The 15,398-nt window shown below is 66.8% G+C and carries 14 protein-coding genes; 12 read left to right on the forward strand and 2 right to left on the reverse strand.

Translation table 11 applies throughout. The features are described from left to right. Nucleotides 1-50: 50 nt before the first annotated feature. Genes LFT45_RS09215 through LFT45_RS09225 form a run of 3 tightly spaced genes read left to right on the forward strand, consistent with a single transcriptional unit; the run spans nt 51 to nt 1,838 of the window. The gene (locus LFT45_RS09215) at nt 51-764 is read left to right on the forward strand and encodes a DUF3710 domain-containing protein (protein ID WP_236808038.1); all 714 of its coding nucleotides are present in this window, start codon (nt 51-53) and stop codon (nt 762-764) included. Further along, on the forward strand, nt 757-1,086 hold the full coding sequence (locus tag LFT45_RS09220; protein ID WP_236808039.1) for a hypothetical protein: 330 nt from the start codon (nt 757-759) through the stop codon (nt 1,084-1,086). Before LFT45_RS09215 ends, LFT45_RS09220 begins: the two co-directional genes overlap by 8 nt. After that, complete coding sequence (locus LFT45_RS09225; RefSeq protein WP_236808040.1) at nt 1,083-1,838, forward strand: DUF3159 domain-containing protein; 756 nt, start codon at nt 1,083-1,085, stop codon at nt 1,836-1,838. The genes LFT45_RS09220 and LFT45_RS09225 overlap by 4 nt, the downstream gene beginning before the upstream one ends. Here LFT45_RS09225 and LFT45_RS09230 read toward each other — a convergent pair. Further along, nucleotides 1,808-2,614, reverse strand: coding sequence for a potassium channel family protein (locus LFT45_RS09230; RefSeq protein ID WP_236808041.1), 807 nt, complete (start codon nt 2,612-2,614; stop codon nt 1,808-1,810). The genes LFT45_RS09225 and LFT45_RS09230 overlap by 31 nt on opposite strands. Further along, nucleotides 2,615-3,286, reverse strand: coding sequence for a potassium channel family protein (locus tag LFT45_RS09235; RefSeq protein WP_111903489.1), 672 nt, complete (start codon nt 3,284-3,286; stop codon nt 2,615-2,617). A 94-nt stretch (nt 3,287-3,380) separates the two neighbouring features. Between LFT45_RS09235 and LFT45_RS09240 the strand changes: the two genes are divergently transcribed. The 9 genes from LFT45_RS09240 to LFT45_RS09280 all read left to right on the forward strand — a co-directional run bounded on the left by LFT45_RS09240 (nt 3,381) and on the right by LFT45_RS09280 (nt 15,318). Further along, nucleotides 3,381-5,357: an APC family permease gene (locus LFT45_RS09240; RefSeq protein WP_236808042.1), complete on the forward strand. Its 1,977-nt coding sequence runs from the start codon at nt 3,381-3,383 to the stop codon at nt 5,355-5,357. Next, a complete protein-coding gene (locus tag LFT45_RS09245) occupies nt 5,354-6,727 on the forward strand; it encodes a class I SAM-dependent RNA methyltransferase (protein WP_236808043.1) in 1,374 nt (457 codons plus the stop codon). The genes LFT45_RS09240 and LFT45_RS09245 overlap by 4 nt, the downstream gene beginning before the upstream one ends. A 154-nt stretch (nt 6,728-6,881) precedes the next feature. Continuing rightward, nucleotides 6,882-9,707 (forward strand): aconitate hydratase, encoded by a 2,826-nt coding sequence (locus LFT45_RS09250; RefSeq protein WP_236808044.1) that lies wholly within the window; start codon nt 6,882-6,884, stop codon nt 9,705-9,707. Nucleotides 9,708-9,882: 175 nt separating this feature from the next. Then, on the forward strand, nt 9,883-11,856 hold the full coding sequence (gene dxs / locus LFT45_RS09255; RefSeq protein ID WP_236808045.1) for a 1-deoxy-D-xylulose-5-phosphate synthase: 1,974 nt from the start codon (nt 9,883-9,885) through the stop codon (nt 11,854-11,856). Further along, on the forward strand, nt 11,853-12,398 hold the full coding sequence (locus tag LFT45_RS09260; RefSeq protein WP_236808046.1) for a DUF402 domain-containing protein: 546 nt from the start codon (nt 11,853-11,855) through the stop codon (nt 12,396-12,398). Before dxs ends, LFT45_RS09260 begins: the two co-directional genes overlap by 4 nt. After that, entirely contained in the window at nt 12,395-12,955 is a 561-nt protein-coding gene (locus tag LFT45_RS09265; protein ID WP_236808047.1) for a hypothetical protein, read from the forward strand. Before LFT45_RS09260 ends, LFT45_RS09265 begins: the two co-directional genes overlap by 4 nt. A 48-nt stretch (nt 12,956-13,003) precedes the next feature. Further along, nucleotides 13,004-13,222: a hypothetical protein gene (locus tag LFT45_RS09270; protein ID WP_236808048.1), complete on the forward strand. Its 219-nt coding sequence runs from the start codon at nt 13,004-13,006 to the stop codon at nt 13,220-13,222. A 72-nt stretch (nt 13,223-13,294) separates the two neighbouring features. After that, nucleotides 13,295-14,272, forward strand: coding sequence for an aldo/keto reductase (locus LFT45_RS09275; protein WP_236808049.1), 978 nt, complete (start codon nt 13,295-13,297; stop codon nt 14,270-14,272). Then, on the forward strand, nt 14,272-15,318 hold the full coding sequence (locus LFT45_RS09280; protein ID WP_236808050.1) for a nucleoside hydrolase: 1,047 nt from the start codon (nt 14,272-14,274) through the stop codon (nt 15,316-15,318). Before LFT45_RS09275 ends, LFT45_RS09280 begins: the two co-directional genes overlap by 1 nt. The last annotated feature ends 80 nt before the right edge of the window (nt 15,319-15,398 follow it).

Raw genomic sequence — 15,398 nt, forward strand, 5'->3', positions numbered from 1 at the left:
ACACCCGCGATTCGGGGCGCGCGACACGATCACAACTAAGGAGACAACGCATGGTTTTTGGGCGGGGCAAGAAAGCCAAGAAGCAGGAATCGGCAGAACCGGAGGACGTCCAGGATGACGCCACCCCGGATGCGGCCGGCAATGCCGCGGACGACCGCAGGGCCAATGGCCCATTCGACGTCTCCGAGATCAGCAGCCGCGACGGCTATGTGGACCTCGGCGCCCTGCTCATTGCCCCGCGCGACGGACTCCAGCTCCGGCTCGAAGTTGAGGAAGCAACCCAGCGCGTCGTTGCCGTGACCATGGACCTTGAGGGGTCGAGCCTGCAGCTGCAGGCATTTGCCGCGCCCCGGTCCGAAGGGCTCTGGGACGAGATCCGGGAGCAGCTCGGGCAGTCTGTCGGCGGCCAGGGCGGCCAGGTTGAGGAGATCCCGGGAGAGTACGGCGTCGAACTCGTGGCCAAGCTGCCGGCGGGCGCCCCGGACGGCAGCCAAGGTTACCGCGCAGCCCGCTTCATCGGCGTCGACGGCCCCCGCTGGTTCCTTCGCGGCGTTTTCGGCGGCGAGGCCGCGCTGGACCGGGAAGCAGCTGCAGGCCTCGAGGACCTGTTCCGGAAAATCGTCGTCATCAGGGGCGAGAACCCCATGCCGCCCCGCGAACTGTTGCAGCTGCGCCTGCCCAAGGACGCCGCCGGACCCGTGCCCCCTGCAGAGCCGGACTTCGAGCAGCCCGAGCGCGGGCCGGAGATCACCCAGATTGGTTGATGCAGGCGGCCCGCAGGACCAGGCGGTACCCATCCGCGGGCTGCCGGAGCGCGGGCGCGTCCTGTGCCACGGATTTATCGAGTCGGTCACCTACGCGCCCCCCTCGCAGGTGGCAGCCTTCATGGCCATTGTCTCGGACCACGACACCCCAGTCACAGAACGGCGTAGGCGGCTGCGGGTCATCTGGCTTGGCCGCCGCCGCATTCCGGGGATTGACGCCGGGACGGAACTCAAACTCGAAGGCATGCTGACCGTAAAAGAAGGCTTGCCCACCATGTTCAACCCCCGCTACGAGATACTGTCCCGCCAGGAGAACCAATGACTTTGCCTGAGAACCCCGATTCGGGGCCGGGTCGCGAAGAGCCCAAGCCCGCGCCCGAGAACCCGGGTTTTGCAGGGCTGGCCGAGGACTACGCGTCCAAGGCAGGGCTGCACCGCACCCACGACGGCCGCATCGACGTGCTCAAGAGCGCCGGTGGGTACCAGGGCATCGCCGAGAGCATCCTGCCCGGCCTGGTCTTCCTGGTCGCCTTCACCGCCAGCAGTGCCCTGACGCCGTCGCTCATTGCTGCGTTGGGCACCGCCGCCGTCTTCACGGTGGTCCGGCTCGTGCAGCGCCGTCCGCTGACCCAGGCACTGGCCGGCGTCGTCGGTGTGGGCATCTCCGCGTGGTTCGCCAACACCACCGGCAAGGCCGAAAACTTTTATCTTCCCGGATTCCTGACCAACGCGGCCTACATCGTGGCGATGGTCATCTCCATCGCCGTCCGCTGGCCGATCGCGGGCCTGCTGTTCGGGTTCATCCGGAACGAAGGCCTGGACTGGCGCAAGGACCCGGCCCGGGTCCGCGCCTACCGGCTGGGCACCTGGATCATCGTCGGCGTGCTGCTGCTTCGCCTGGTGGTGCAGGTTCCCCTGTACCTGATGGGTCCGGACGGGCTGGCGGCATTGGCCACCACCAGGCTCATCATGGGAGCGCCGCTGTACATCCTCGGTGTGTGGCTCGCCTGGCTCATCACCCGGCCCGCGGCAACGCCTGACGGTCAGCCGTCGAAGCCGTCATCATCCAGCTGATCTGACCGGCCCAGCTGATCCGCGGTTGCCGGGGCCGCTGCTGCGCCGCCCTGCCCCTCACCGGAACCGTTCCCCTCGCCTGAACCGTTCCCCTCACTGGGCGCGTTCCCTTCGCCGGAGCCGGGTGAGAGGAGCTCGCGCAACTGGTTTTCGGCCGCGATGGTGGTGACGAAAAACAGCTCGTCGCCGCCGTCAATGACATCGTCCCGGCTGGGCGTGATCGGTGCCTGGTCCCGCAGGATAGCCACCAGCGTGGAGTCCTCGGGCCAGTCGATGTCGCCCACCGTCAGCCCGATGGCGTGGGAGTCATGCGGCACGGTGAACTCGACGAGTGATGACACACCTGTTTGCAGGGTCAGCAACCGGACGAGGTCGCCGATCTCAACGGCTTCCTCGACCAGGGCCGTCATGAGCTGCGGCGTGTTCACGGCAACGTCCACGCCCCAGGAGTCATTGAACATCCAGTCGTTCTTCGGGTTGTTTACGCGTCCCACGGTGCGTCCGATGCCGAACTCGGTCTTGGCCAGCAGCGAGACGACGAGGTTCACCTTGTCATCGCCGGTGGCGGAAACCACCACGTCCGCGTCCTCGAGCTTGGCGTCCTGCAGGGTGCTGAGCTCACAGGCGTCGCCCACCAGCCAGTGCGCGCCGCGCAGGCCGCTGCGCCCGATCACTTCGGGCTTCAGGTCGATCAGCAGGATCTCGTGTTTGTGGGCCAGCAGCTCACGGGCAATCGAGGAGCCGACGCTTCCGGCCCCGACGATGACGACTTTCACTTAGGACTCCTTGGCGGGGGCTTTGGCGAGGATGTGGGCGACTTCGGACGTGCGGTCCGCCCGCAGCATGGCGTGCACGCTATCGCCGTCCTGGTAGGAAGTGCCCGCGGCGGGCAGCATCCCCTCGCCGAACCTGGTCAGGTAGGCGACCCGGACGTCGGCCACCTTTTCGATGGAGGAAACGGGATGGCCCACCCATTCCGGGTGGAGGTCGAGTTCGGCCAGCACGAGGCGGCCGGAGGGGTCGCGGAAGTCTCCGGCGAGGTGTTGTTCGGGAAGGATGCGGCGCAGGACCTGGTCGGCGCTCCAGCGCACCGCGGCCACCGTGGGGATGCCCAGGCGCTGGTAAATTTCGGCGCGGCCGGGATCGTAGATGCGGGCCACGACGTGCGGCACGTGGAATGTCTCGCGCGCCACCCTGGTGGCCAGGATATTGGAGTTGTCGCCGCTGGAGACCGCCGCAAAGGCATAGGCGTCGGCAACGCCTGCCTGCTTCAGGGTGTCGCGGTCAAAGCCGACGCCGGTGACTTTCCTGCCGGTGAAGCCCGAGCGGAGGCGGCGGAAGGCGCGATCGTCCTGGTCGATGATGGCCACCGAATGGCCGGCATCCTCGAGCGTGTGCGCCAAGGTGGCCCCGACGCGTCCACAACCCATGATCACGAAGTGCGCCACGCGTTCTCTCCTCAACTCTCGCCGACTGCTCCGTAAGACTCTACCGCCGGAAACCTGCCATGACATCGCGTGCGAATCAGACTAACTTTGTGTGGTGCTGACAATTCTGAATGCCGCGAAGCGCGTGCTGGTGGGGAGGCCCTTCCGGAACGACAGAATGGCCCACACGCTCCTGCCGAAGAGGATCGCGCTGCCCATCTTCGCCTCGGATGCACTGTCCTCCGTTGCCTACGCTCCCGATGAGATTCTCCTCACGCTGGCTTTGGCCGGCGTGAGCGCCGTGGCCTTCTCCCCGATCGTGGGCCTGGCTGTCATGGTGGTCCTGCTGACCGTGGTGGCGTCCTACCGCCAGAACGTCCACGCCTACCCCTCAGGCGGAGGCGACTACGAGATCGCCAACGAGAACCTGGGCAAGTACGCCGGACTGACCGTGGCGTCAGCGCTGCTCGTGGACTACGTGCTCACGGTTGCCGTGTCCATGTCATCCGCGGCCGCCTACCTCACCACCGCCATCCCGTCACTCCATGGCCAGCAGGCAATAATCGCCACTATCGGCGTGGTGATCCTGGCGCTGGTCAACCTGCGCGGCATCAAGGAAGCCGGCAGCGTCTTCGCGGTGCCGACGTACATCTTCATGGCATCCATCCTGGGCATGACCGCCGTCGGCATCTTCCAGGCCGCTACCGGCCAGCTGGGCCGGGCGCCGTCGGCTGCCTTCGAGATTGTGCCCGCCGCCGGTTTCGACGAGGGCCTCGTCGGACTCGCGGGCGCATTCCTGCTGCTCCGGGCTTTCTCGTCCGGTGCCGCCGCCCTGACAGGTGTGGAAGCCATCAGCAATGGGGTGCCGAACTTCCAGAAGCCCAAGAGCAAGAACGCGGCCACCACGCTTCTGCTGCTCGGGATCATCGCCTCGGCCATGCTGGCAGGAATCATCTATCTGGCCAACGCCACCAAAGTGCACATCGTGCTGGACCCGGCCACCGAATTCCTGCTCAACGGGCAGCCGTTGCCCGAGGGCTACATCCAGAACCCGGCCATCAGCCAGATCGCGCAGACCATCTTCGGTGCCGGCTCCATTCCGTTCTACATCGTGGTCGCGGCTACGGGCGTCATCCTCGTCTTTGCCTCCAACACGGCCTTCAACGGCTTCCCGGTGCTGGGCTCCATCCTCGCCCAGGACGGATACCTGCCGCGGCAGCTGCGTACCCGCGGCGACAGGCTCGCCTTCAGCAACGGCGTGCTTGCCCTGGCGGCCGGCGCCCTGGTCCTGATCCTGTCCTTTAATGCCGACGTCACCAAGCTCATCCAGCTTTACATCGTCGGCGTTTTCATCTCGTTTACGGCCAGCCAGCTGGGCATGGTCCGGCACTGGGGCCGCGAGCTGAAGCTGGCCAAGGACAAGGCCGTCCGGCGCAGGATGATCAAGTCGCGAACCATCAACATGATCGGCTTCGGTATGACCGCGCTGGTGCTGGTGATCGTGCTGATCACCAAGTTCGAACAGGGTGCCTGGATTGCCCTGCTCGCCATGTTCGTCCTGTTCCTCATCATGTGGAGCATCCGCGCCCACTACGACAACGTGGCCAAGGAGCTGGCGGTCGATGAGGATTCGTCGCCGCGCGCGCTGCCCACCCGCGTGCACGCAGTGCTGCTGGTGTCCCACGTGCGCAAGCCCGTGCTCCGCGCCCTTGCTTATGCCCGGGCTTCCCGGCCGTCGCGGCTGGACGCCATCACGGTGGACATCAATGCCGAGGAAACAGCGCACACCCTTGCCGACTGGGAGAAACTGGAGATCCCGGTTCCGCTGACCATCCTGGCCAGCCCCTACCGCGAGACGGTCACGCCGATCATGGACTACATCAAGAACATGCGCCGGGACTCGCCGCGCGACCTGATCGTGGTCTACATCCCCGAGTACGTGGTGGGCAAATGGTGGGAGCAGCTGGTGCACAACCAGACAGCCCTCCGCATCAAGACCCGGCTCCACTTCGAGCCCGGCGTCATGGTTGCCAGCGTCCCCTGGCAGCTCAAATCATCCGAAGAAGCCAAGAGACTGCAGGACATTCAATGAGCCCGGACACCCAGACCACCTCCACCGGACTCGAACTGGTGGTCGACGTCGGCCCCGTCGCCCACGGCGGACACTGCGTTGCCCGCCATGAGGGCCGCGTGGTCTTCGTCCGCCACGGCATCCCGGGGGAGCGGGTGCGGGTCCGGCTCACCGACGCCGAAGAGAAGGCCAAGTTCTGGCGGGCGGACGTTGTGGAAGTCCTCGATGCCTCGCCGGACCGGGTGCCGCACTTCTGGCGGACCGCCGATTCCGCAAGCTCCTGGGCGCGTGGGCGCCCGCCGGTCGGCGGCGCCGAACTTGGCCACGTATCGCTGCAGCGCCAGCGGAGCCTCAAGTCAGAGGTGCTGGCCGAACAGCTTAGCCGGCTGGCCGGCGTCGAACTCTCCCCGGACGTGGAAGCGGTCGGACAAGCCGCAAAGACAGCCGGTGCCGGAAACACGGACGACGGCGGGGCCGGCCTTGCGTGGCGCACGCGCGCCAGCTTTGGCGTCACCCAGAACGGCCGGCTTGGCATGCACGCCCACCGCTCCGACCAGGTGATCCCCGTACAGGAAATGCCGCTGGCCGTCGACGGCATCAACGCCCTGCGGCTGTGGGATGTGGACCTTCAGGGCATCGAGCGGGTGGAGGTGGCCGCCCCTGCCAACGGCTCGCGACCGCTCGTGCTGCTCGCCCCCGCCCCCGGGACCCGCGCCAAACGGCTGAACTCCATCCTGGCCCAGCTTCCGGCGGACGTGTCCGTGGCCAGTTACGATCCGCTCAAAAATGAGACCCTGCAGCTCCGCGGCCGGACCTGGGTCCAGGAATCTGCGGCCGGCCACGACTACCGGGTCACGGGTGCAGGGTTCTGGCAGATCCACCGCGACGCGCCGGAAACCCTGGTGGGGGCCGTCACTGGATTCCTGCACGAGGGCGGGTTCCTCGAACCCGGTGCCGCGGTGGCGGACCTCTACGCCGGAGCGGGGCTGTTCACGGCGCCGCTGGCAGACGCGGTGGGGGAGACCGGATCCGTCCTGTCGGTGGAGGGCGCCCCGGGCACCAGCCGGGACGCGCGGAAGAACCTGCACGGTGCACCGCAGGTGGAGATCGTGCAGGGCAAGGTGGAACGGGTGCTCCGCCAGCGGCCCCGCCAGTTCGACGCCCTCATTCTCGACCCGCCGCGCGCCGGTGCGGGCAAGGCCGTGGTCAGCCAGCTGATTGCCTCAAGCCCCCGCGCCATTGCCTATGTGTCCTGCGACCCGTCGTCGTTCGCACGAGACATTGGTTACTTCCAGGCGGGCGGTTGGCAACTGTCCGGGCTGCGGGCCTTCGACCTGTACCCGCACACGCACCACCTGGAGACAGTCGCACTGCTGACTCCCCGCGGCTGATGTGGCTAGGATGGGCCTAGTAGTCCCACGTCGCGCGCCGTATTCCCGGCTGACCCCATGCTCTTGTGTATGACCTTGTACTAGTTAGGACCACCTAACTAGCAAGCGGTCTACCGCGCGACAAAGATGAAACTGTTGCGAGAGGAGTCCTGCGATGAGCACTGTGGACAGCTTCGGTTCAAAAGGCAAACTTAATGTAGCCGGAACCGAATACGAAATTTTCCGGTTGAACTCCGTTGAAGGTGCAGAAAACCTTCCGTTCAGCCTCAAGGTATTGCTTGAAAACCTGTTGAGGACCGAGGACGGCGCGAACATCACCGCCGATCACGTCCGCGCCCTGGCAGGATGGGATCCTAATGCCCAGCCCGACACCGAAATCCAGTTCACGCCTGCCCGCGTGATCATGCAGGACTTCACTGGCGTTCCCTGCGTGGTGGACCTTGCCACCATGCGCGAGGCAGTGAAGGAGCTTGGCGGCGATCCAAAGAGGGTGAACCCGCTTGCTCCGGCCGAGATGGTCATTGACCACTCCGTCCAGATCGATGTCTTCGGTAACTCCGGCGCACTGGAGCGCAACATGGAGATCGAATACCAGCGTAACGGTGAGCGCTACCAGTTCCTGCGCTGGGGCCAGACCGCGTTCGACGACTTCAAGGTTGTCCCGCCGGGAACCGGCATCGTGCACCAGGTCAACATTGAGTACCTGGCCCGCACCATCATGACCCGCGAAGTGGATGGCGCGCTGCGCGCGTACCCCGACACCTGCGTCGGCACCGACTCGCACACCACCATGGTCAACGGCCTGGGTGTGCTGGGCTGGGGCGTCGGCGGCATCGAGGCCGAGGCTGCCATGCTGGGCCAGCCGGTCTCCATGCTGATCCCGCGCGTCGTCGGCTTCAAGCTCAGCGGCAGCATCCCTGCCGGTGCCACCGCCACCGACGTGGTGCTCACCATCACCGAGATGCTGCGCAAGCACGGTGTTGTTGGCAAGTTCGTGGAATTCTACGGCGAAGGCGTTGCAGCGGTGCCGCTGGCCAACCGCGCCACCATCGGCAACATGAGCCCGGAGTTCGGCTCCACGGCTGCCATGTTCCCGATCGACGACGTCACCCTCGACTACCTGCGCCTCACCGGCCGGCCCGAGGAGAACGTTGCACTGGTGGAGGCCTACGCCAAGGAGCAGGGCCTCTGGCACGATCCTTCCCGCGAGCTGCGCTTCTCCGAGTACCTCGAGCTGGACCTCTCCACCGTGGTTCCCTCGATCGCCGGCCCGAAGCGTCCGCAGGACCGCATCGAGCTGACCGAGGCCAAGGACGAATTCCGCCACGACCTCAAGAACTACGTCACCCACGACGCCGATGCCGGCACGCTGGACGAGTCGCTGGAAGAGAGCTTCCCGGCTTCGGACCCGCCCTCGTTCACCACCGGCGGCACCCACGTGACCGACACCGACCGCGTTCCGCCGAAGTACTCCGCCGCGCACGGCGCCGAGGGCCGCCTTTCCAGCCCCGTCGCCGTGAAGATGGAGGACGGCCGCGAGTTCGACCTGGACCACGGAGCGGTGACCATCGCGTCGATCACCTCGTGCACCAACACGTCCAACCCCTCGGTCATGCTTGCCGCCGCAGTGCTGGCACGCAACGCCGTGAACAAGGGCCTCACCGCCAAGCCGTGGGTCAAGACCTCGGTCGCCCCGGGCTCCAAGGTGGTCACGGACTACTACGAGAAGTCGGGCCTCACCCCGTACCTGGAGAAGCTGGGCTTCTACATCGTGGGCTACGGCTGCGCCACCTGCATCGGCAACTCCGGCCCGCTGGAAGCCGAGATCTCCGAGGCCATCCAGGCCAACGACCTCGCCGTCAGCGCCGTGCTCTCGGGCAACCGCAACTTCGAAGGCCGCATCAACCCGGACGTCAAGATGAACTACCTGGCCTCCCCGCCGCTGGTCATCGCCTACGCCCTGGCCGGTTCCATGGACTTCGACTTCGAGGCCGACGCCCTGGGCAAGGACGAAGCAGGCAACGACGTCTTCCTCAAGGACATCTGGCCCAACCCGGTCGAGGTCCAGGAAGTCATCGACTCCTCCATCGACAAGGAGATGTTCGCCAAGGGTTACGAGGGCGTCTTCGAGGGCGACGACCGCTGGAAGGCGCTCGACACCCCCGCCGGCGACACCTTCGCCTGGGATCAGAAGTCCACGTACGTCCGGAAGCCCCCGTACTTCGAAGGCATGAAGGCCCAGCCGGAGCCCGTCCAGGACATCACCGGTGCCCGCGTGCTGCTCAAGCTCGGCGACTCCGTTACCACGGACCACATCTCCCCGGCCGGTTCGTTCAAGTCCGACACCCCGGCCGGCCAGTACCTGCTGGCCAACGGTGTGGAGCGCAAGGACTTCAACTCCTACGGCTCGCGCCGTGGCAACCACGAGGTCATGATTCGCGGCACGTTCGCGAACATCCGCATCAAGAACCAGCTCCTGGACGGCGTGGAGGGCGGCTTCACCCGCGACTTCACCCAGGCTGACGGCCCGCAGGCCTATGTCTACGACGCCGCGCAGAACTACCAGGCAGCCGGCACCCCGCTGGTGGTCCTGGCCGGCAAGGAGTACGGCTCCGGTTCGTCCCGTGACTGGGCTGCCAAGGGCACGGCACTGCTGGGCGTCAAAGCCGTCGTCGCCGAGAGCTACGAGCGCATCCACCGCTCCAACCTCATCGGCATGGGCGTCCTGCCGCTGCAGTTCCCGGCCGGCGAGTCCGCTGCCACGCTGGGCCTGACGGGCACGGAAACCTTCGCTGTGGAGGGCGTCACCGCCCTGAACGAAGGCACCACGCCCAAGACCCTCAAGGTCACCGCCACCGCCGAGGACGGCTCCGCCAAGTCGTTCGACGCAGTGCTCCGCATCGACACCCCGGGTGAAGCGGACTACTACCGCAACGGCGGCATCCTGCAGTACGTTCTGCGCCAGATCTCCGCTAACTAGCGGGATGTAGCCGGGCCAGCCCCGGCAAGCAGCGCGATGAGGCTCCGGCCGGTCAGCAGACCGGCCGGGGCCTCTTGCCTTGGTGAAGGCGCTGCCACACGCGCTGGCCCTGCCCGAGTGTCAGCGCGGAGGCGCTACAGTTAATAGGCATGTCTACCAGCCGAAGGAGGGGCCGTTGGGAATCTTGGAGACCATCCGGAATCCGCAGGACCTGAGCAAGTTGTCCGCGGCGCAGCTGGATCAGCTGGCCGCCGAGGTCAGGGAATTCCTGATCGGCAACGTCTCCCAGACGGGAGGGCACCTTGGTCCCAACCTCGGCGTCGTTGAACTGACCATGGCTGTGCATCGGATCTTCGATTCGCCCCGCGACAGCATCGTCTTCGACACCGGCCACCAGTCATACGTGCACAAGCTCCTCACTGGACGGCACGACTTCAGCACCCTCCGCCAGCAGGGCGGCCTGTCCGGCTACCCGGACCGCGCCGAGTCGGAGCACGACATCGTCGAAAGCTCCCACGCCTCATCCTCACTGTCCTGGGCGGACGGCATTTCCCGGGCCCGGCAGCTGACCGGTGACGGCGACCGGTACGTCGTCGCCGTCGTCGGAGACGGCGCGCTTACCGGTGGCATGGCCTGGGAAGCCATCAACAACATCGCGGCGGACAAAAAGCGCCGCGTCGTGATTGTCGTCAACGACAACGGCCGTTCCTACGCCCCCACCGTCGGCGGCTTTGCGGACTACCTGGCGTCCCTGCGCCCCACCATCGACTCCCTCCGCGCGGCCCCCGCCTACGAGGTTGCCCTGGACTGGTGGAAGAAAAAGCTCCAGAACGGCGGCCCCGTCGGCCAGTTCACCTACAAGAGCCTGCACGCCATGAAAAAGGGCATCAAGGACTGGTGGGCCCCGCAGGGCATGTTCGAGGACCTCGGCATGAAGTACATCGGCCCGGTGGACGGCCACAACCTGCAGGCCATGGAACACGCACTGTCCACCGCCAAGAACTACGCCGGCCCGGTCATCGTGCACGCCATGACCGAAAAGGGCCACGGTTATGCGCCGGCCCGCGCGCATGAAGCGGACCAGTTCCACGCCGTCGGGATCATCGACCCCGAGACGGGCGAACCCGCCGAAGCCGGTGGCGCCAAGTCCTGGACGTCGGTGTTCGCCGACGAAATCGCGGACATCGCCGACGAACGCAAGGACATTGTCGGCATCACCGGCGCCATGCTCATCCCGGTGGGGCTGCACAAATTTGCGGCACGGCACCCGGAACGCGTGTTCGACGTCGGCATCGCGGAGCAGCACGCGCTCACCTCTGCCGCGGGCATGGCTTTCGGCGGGCTGCACCCGGTGGTGGCCGTCTACGCCACCTTCCTCAACCGCGCCTTCGACCAGCTGCTGATGGACGTCGCCCTGCACAAGGCCGGCGTGACAGTTGTCCTGGACCGCGCCGGCGTCACCGGTCCGGACGGCGCAAGCCACCACGGCATGTGGGACATGGCCATGGTCCAGATTGTTCCGGGGCTCCACCTGGCTGCGCCGCGTGACGCCTCGCGGCTGCGCGAAGAGCTCCGCGAGGCCGTCGCCATCGAGGACGCCCCCACTGTCATCCGCTATTCCAAGGGAACGGTCGGGGCCGAGGTCGAGGCCATCGACCGGCTGGCCGACGGCGTGGACGTGCTGTCCCGCCGCCCGGCCGGCTCCACGGAGAACGATGTCCTGATCGTCAGCGTGGGCGCCATGTCCGAGCTGGCCCTGAACGTCGCCAACCGGCTGGGCGCGCAGGGGATCAGCTCCACCGTCGTCGACCCTCGCTGGGTCCTGCCGGTGCGGAAGTCGATCATCGCCCTGGCCGCCAGGCACCGTTTGGTCATCTGCATCGAGGACGGCGTCCGGGCCGGGGGAGTCGGGTCCCGGATTCGCCAGGAGATGCGCGCCGCCGGTGTGGACACTGCGCTGAACGAGGTTGGCCTGCCGGTCGAATTCCTGGACCACGGGACCAGGAGCCAGGTGCTGGAGCGCGTGGGCCTCACCGCCCAGCAGATCACCCACGACGTCGTTGCCCAGGTCCTCGGGACCAAGGTTCCGTTCGCCCGTCCGCTGCCCGGCCAGGAACACCCCACCACCGGAAGCCTGCCCAAACTGTGAGGGAGCCCGATTCCCTGCAGCCAGGGGAACTGGTGGTGTCCCGCAACCGCAAATGGGACGGCTCGGCACACTGGGTGGTGCCCGGCAAGTACCTCGGTGAGGACCAGCACGGCTGGTGGATCTTCCAGCCGGCCAGCGAGTTCTGCTCCCGGCCCGGCGCGGCCTTCTACACCGCGTCTGATGCCGTGCTCCTGGTGCCGCGGACCGGCGAGTTCGTGGTCACCTTCTACGACGACACCTATCCGGGCGACTTCCGCGTCTACGTCGACCTGGCCACCGGCCACGAGTGGCGCAGGATCCAGCCGGGCGTTACCGAATTCCACGTCATCGACATGGACCTCGACGTGATCCGCTCGGTGAAGCGCGGCGTGTTCGTCGACGACGAGGACGAGTTCGCCGAGCACCGGCTCGGCATGGAGTACCCTGAGACGCTGGTGCACGCCATGCAGGCCGAGTGCGACGCCCTGTTCCTTGCCGTCAAGGGCCAGGAGGTTCCGTTTGACGGCACCGACACCAGCTGGTTTATGAGAGGACGGGCATGAGCGGAATTATCCGGGTCTACAAGCGCGACGACGAAGGAGCGCTGCTCTTCCGGGAAGCCTGGTACGACGAGGACTACAGCCAGTTCGTCATGAACCACGGTGCCGTGGGGCACCAGAGCAAGACCCAGGAAACCGACGTGCCGGACGCCGAGGCCGCCGAACGCCTGATGGACGCCTTCGGGGCGGCGTGCGCCGAGGACGGCTACGCCGAGATTCCGGACGAGGAGCAGTACTGGGTTGTGGCGCAGTACGCGCTCAAGACCCGCGAGGGCACCAGCCGCGATCGCTACCTGGAGGAAAAGGCGAAGGACGCGCTTGCCGGGCATCTTGCCTGGCGTGGCCTGGGAATTGTGGACCGCTCGGAATTCAGCGACGCCAAGCTCAACATCTTCTGCCTCTGCCCGGACGTGAACAAGGCCGTAAACGCGATCAAGGTCTGCATCCGTGGCGAGGACCTGGACTTTACCAAGCTGAGCATTGGAGCGGCCCCGTTCAGCGACCCCTCGGCCCTCAAGCTCAAGCATTCACCCAAGCAGGTGGCCGGCTTCACCCTCTAAAAGCAGTTCAAGCACGTACCGCATTCAGCACCAGGAAGGCAGAACGTCATGACAAAGAAGTCAGCCCAGCCGGGACGCACGCCGCTTCCGCGGGGCCTCTCCTCGCCCGACCGCAGAATCCTCGCCCACGCCGGCGTGGAGTCCCTTGAGCAGCTGGCGCAGCTTGGCCGTAGCCGGCTGGCGGCGCTGCCGGGCATCTGTCCGCGGACCCTGGCCCAGCTCCACGATGCACTGGAGGAGCACGGCCTGGAGTTCGCCGCCGCCTGAGGGGTTCCTCGGGAAGTCGGCAGGAAACGCGGCCCGCGGGAGCTGCCGCCGGGGCCGTTATAGGGTGAGTCCATGACTGAATACCGCCGTCTTGGAAAATCCGGACTGACCGTCTCCGTCGTGGGCCTCGGCTGCAACAACCTCGGCCGGGCAAACACGGTGACCGAATCGCAGGAGGGGACGGACGCCGTCGTACGTGCCGCCCTCGACGCCGGGGTGACGCTCTTCGACGTCGCCGACACCTACGGCCGTGAACCGGGACTCAGTGAAACAATGCTCGGCAAAGCCCTGGGGGCCAGGCGGGACGACGTCGTGGTGGCCACGAAGTTCGGCATGGACATGCGCGGGGCCAACGGGGAGGACTTCGGCGCCCGCGGTTCGCGGCGCTATGTCATCCGCGCCGCGGAGGCCTCCCTGCGCCGGCTGGGCACGGACTACATCGACCTGTACCAGTTCCACACGCCGGATCCCCTGACGCCGATCGAGGAGACCCTCGACGCACTGAACGACCTCGTCACCAGCGGCAAGGTGCGGTACATCGGTCATTCGAACCGCGCCGGCTGGCAGATCGCCGAGGCTGAATACGTGGCCCGCGCCCGCGGCGGGGTACGGTTTGTCTCCGCGCAGAACCACTACAACCTCCTGGACCGCCGCGCCGAGCAGGAAGTCACTCCTGCTGCCGAAGCCTACGGGCTGGGCGTGCTGCCTTACTTCCCGCTGGCCAACGGCCTCCTGACCGGCAAGTATGCGCAGGACCAGGCGCCGGAAGGCTCACGCCTCAGCCACACACGGACCAACCTGGTGCACGACGCCGACTGGCAGCAGCTGAAGGCGTTCAGCGCCTTCGCAGCCGCCCGCGACCTGACCGAAGTGCAGGTGGCGTTCTCCTGGCTTGCGGCGCAGCCGTCGGTCAGCAGCGTGATAGCCGGCGCCACGCGTCCGGAGCAGGTCCGGCAGAACGCCGGGGCGGTGGCCTGGGTGCCGGACCGGGCCGAACTCGACGAACTGGATGCCATCTTCCCGCAGACCCCCAAAGTGGCCCTGTTCTGATGCCGTCCATCCTCATGGATGTAGACACCGGGATCGATGACGCCCTTGCGCTGGTCTACCTGCTGTCCCGGCCGGAGGTCCGGCTCGAGGCCATCACCTGTACCGCGGGAAACGTTGGTGCCCGCCAGGTGGCCCTGAACAACCTCGCCCTGCTGGAACTCTGCGGCCGGGCCGGCATCGAAGTTGCCGTGGGCGCCGAGGTGCCGCTGGAGATTCCGCTGGTCACCACCGAGGAGACGCACGGCCCGCAGGGCATCGGCTATGCCGAGCTACCGCCGCCGAAACAGGCAATCTCACCGCGGCACGCTGTCGACGTCTGGGTGCAGACAGTCAGGGCACGCCCTGGTGAGATCACCGGGCTCATTACCGGGCCGCTGACGAACTTCGCGCTGGCGCTGAGGGCGGAACCGGACCTGCCCAAACTGCTCAAGGGGCTGGTCATCATGGGCGGCTGCTTCAACTACCAGGGCAACACCACGCCGACGGCGGAGTGGAACGTATCCGTGGACCCGCACGCGGCCGCGGCGGTCTTCGCCGCCTACAGCGGCCTTCCGGAGGGCAGCCTTCCGGTGGTGTGCGCCCTCGAGACCACGGAACGCATCGAGCTGCGGCCCGAGCACCTGCGGCGGCTCGCCGAGGCTGCCGGAGCCGAACCGGAACTCGTGCTGCCCGAACAGCCGGAAGGCCAGCGCAGCGGCTCGGGCAACCCGCTCGTAGCATGCCTCTCAGATGCCATCCGCTTCTACATGGAGTTCCACCGGCTGTACGACCAGGGCTACATAGCGCACATGCACGACGCCTTCGCAGCAGCTGCGGCCATCGGGCGCACGCCGTACGGCACGCGGACGGCCACCGTGCACGTCGAAACGGAGGCGCCCCGCCTCGTGGGGACCACCGTTGCCGACTTCCGGGGCATCTGGAAGGAGCCGTTCAATGCCAGGATCGTCACGTCAAACGATCCCGCACAGTGCTTCGACGAGCTGATCTCCTCCGTGGGCGGGCTGGCCGCCTCTGTGGTGCAGCGGCCCCGGCTAACCGGAGCGTAGCTAGCCGGGCCCGCGGGTCGGTAGGATGGTAGCCGCGCCAAGGTGACATAGGCGCCTGTTTCCGCGCACGCGGAACATCA

The sequence above is a fragment of the Arthrobacter sp. FW305-BF8 genome (assembly GCF_021789315.1).
Classification (GTDB): Bacteria; Actinomycetota; Actinomycetes; order Actinomycetales; family Micrococcaceae; genus Arthrobacter.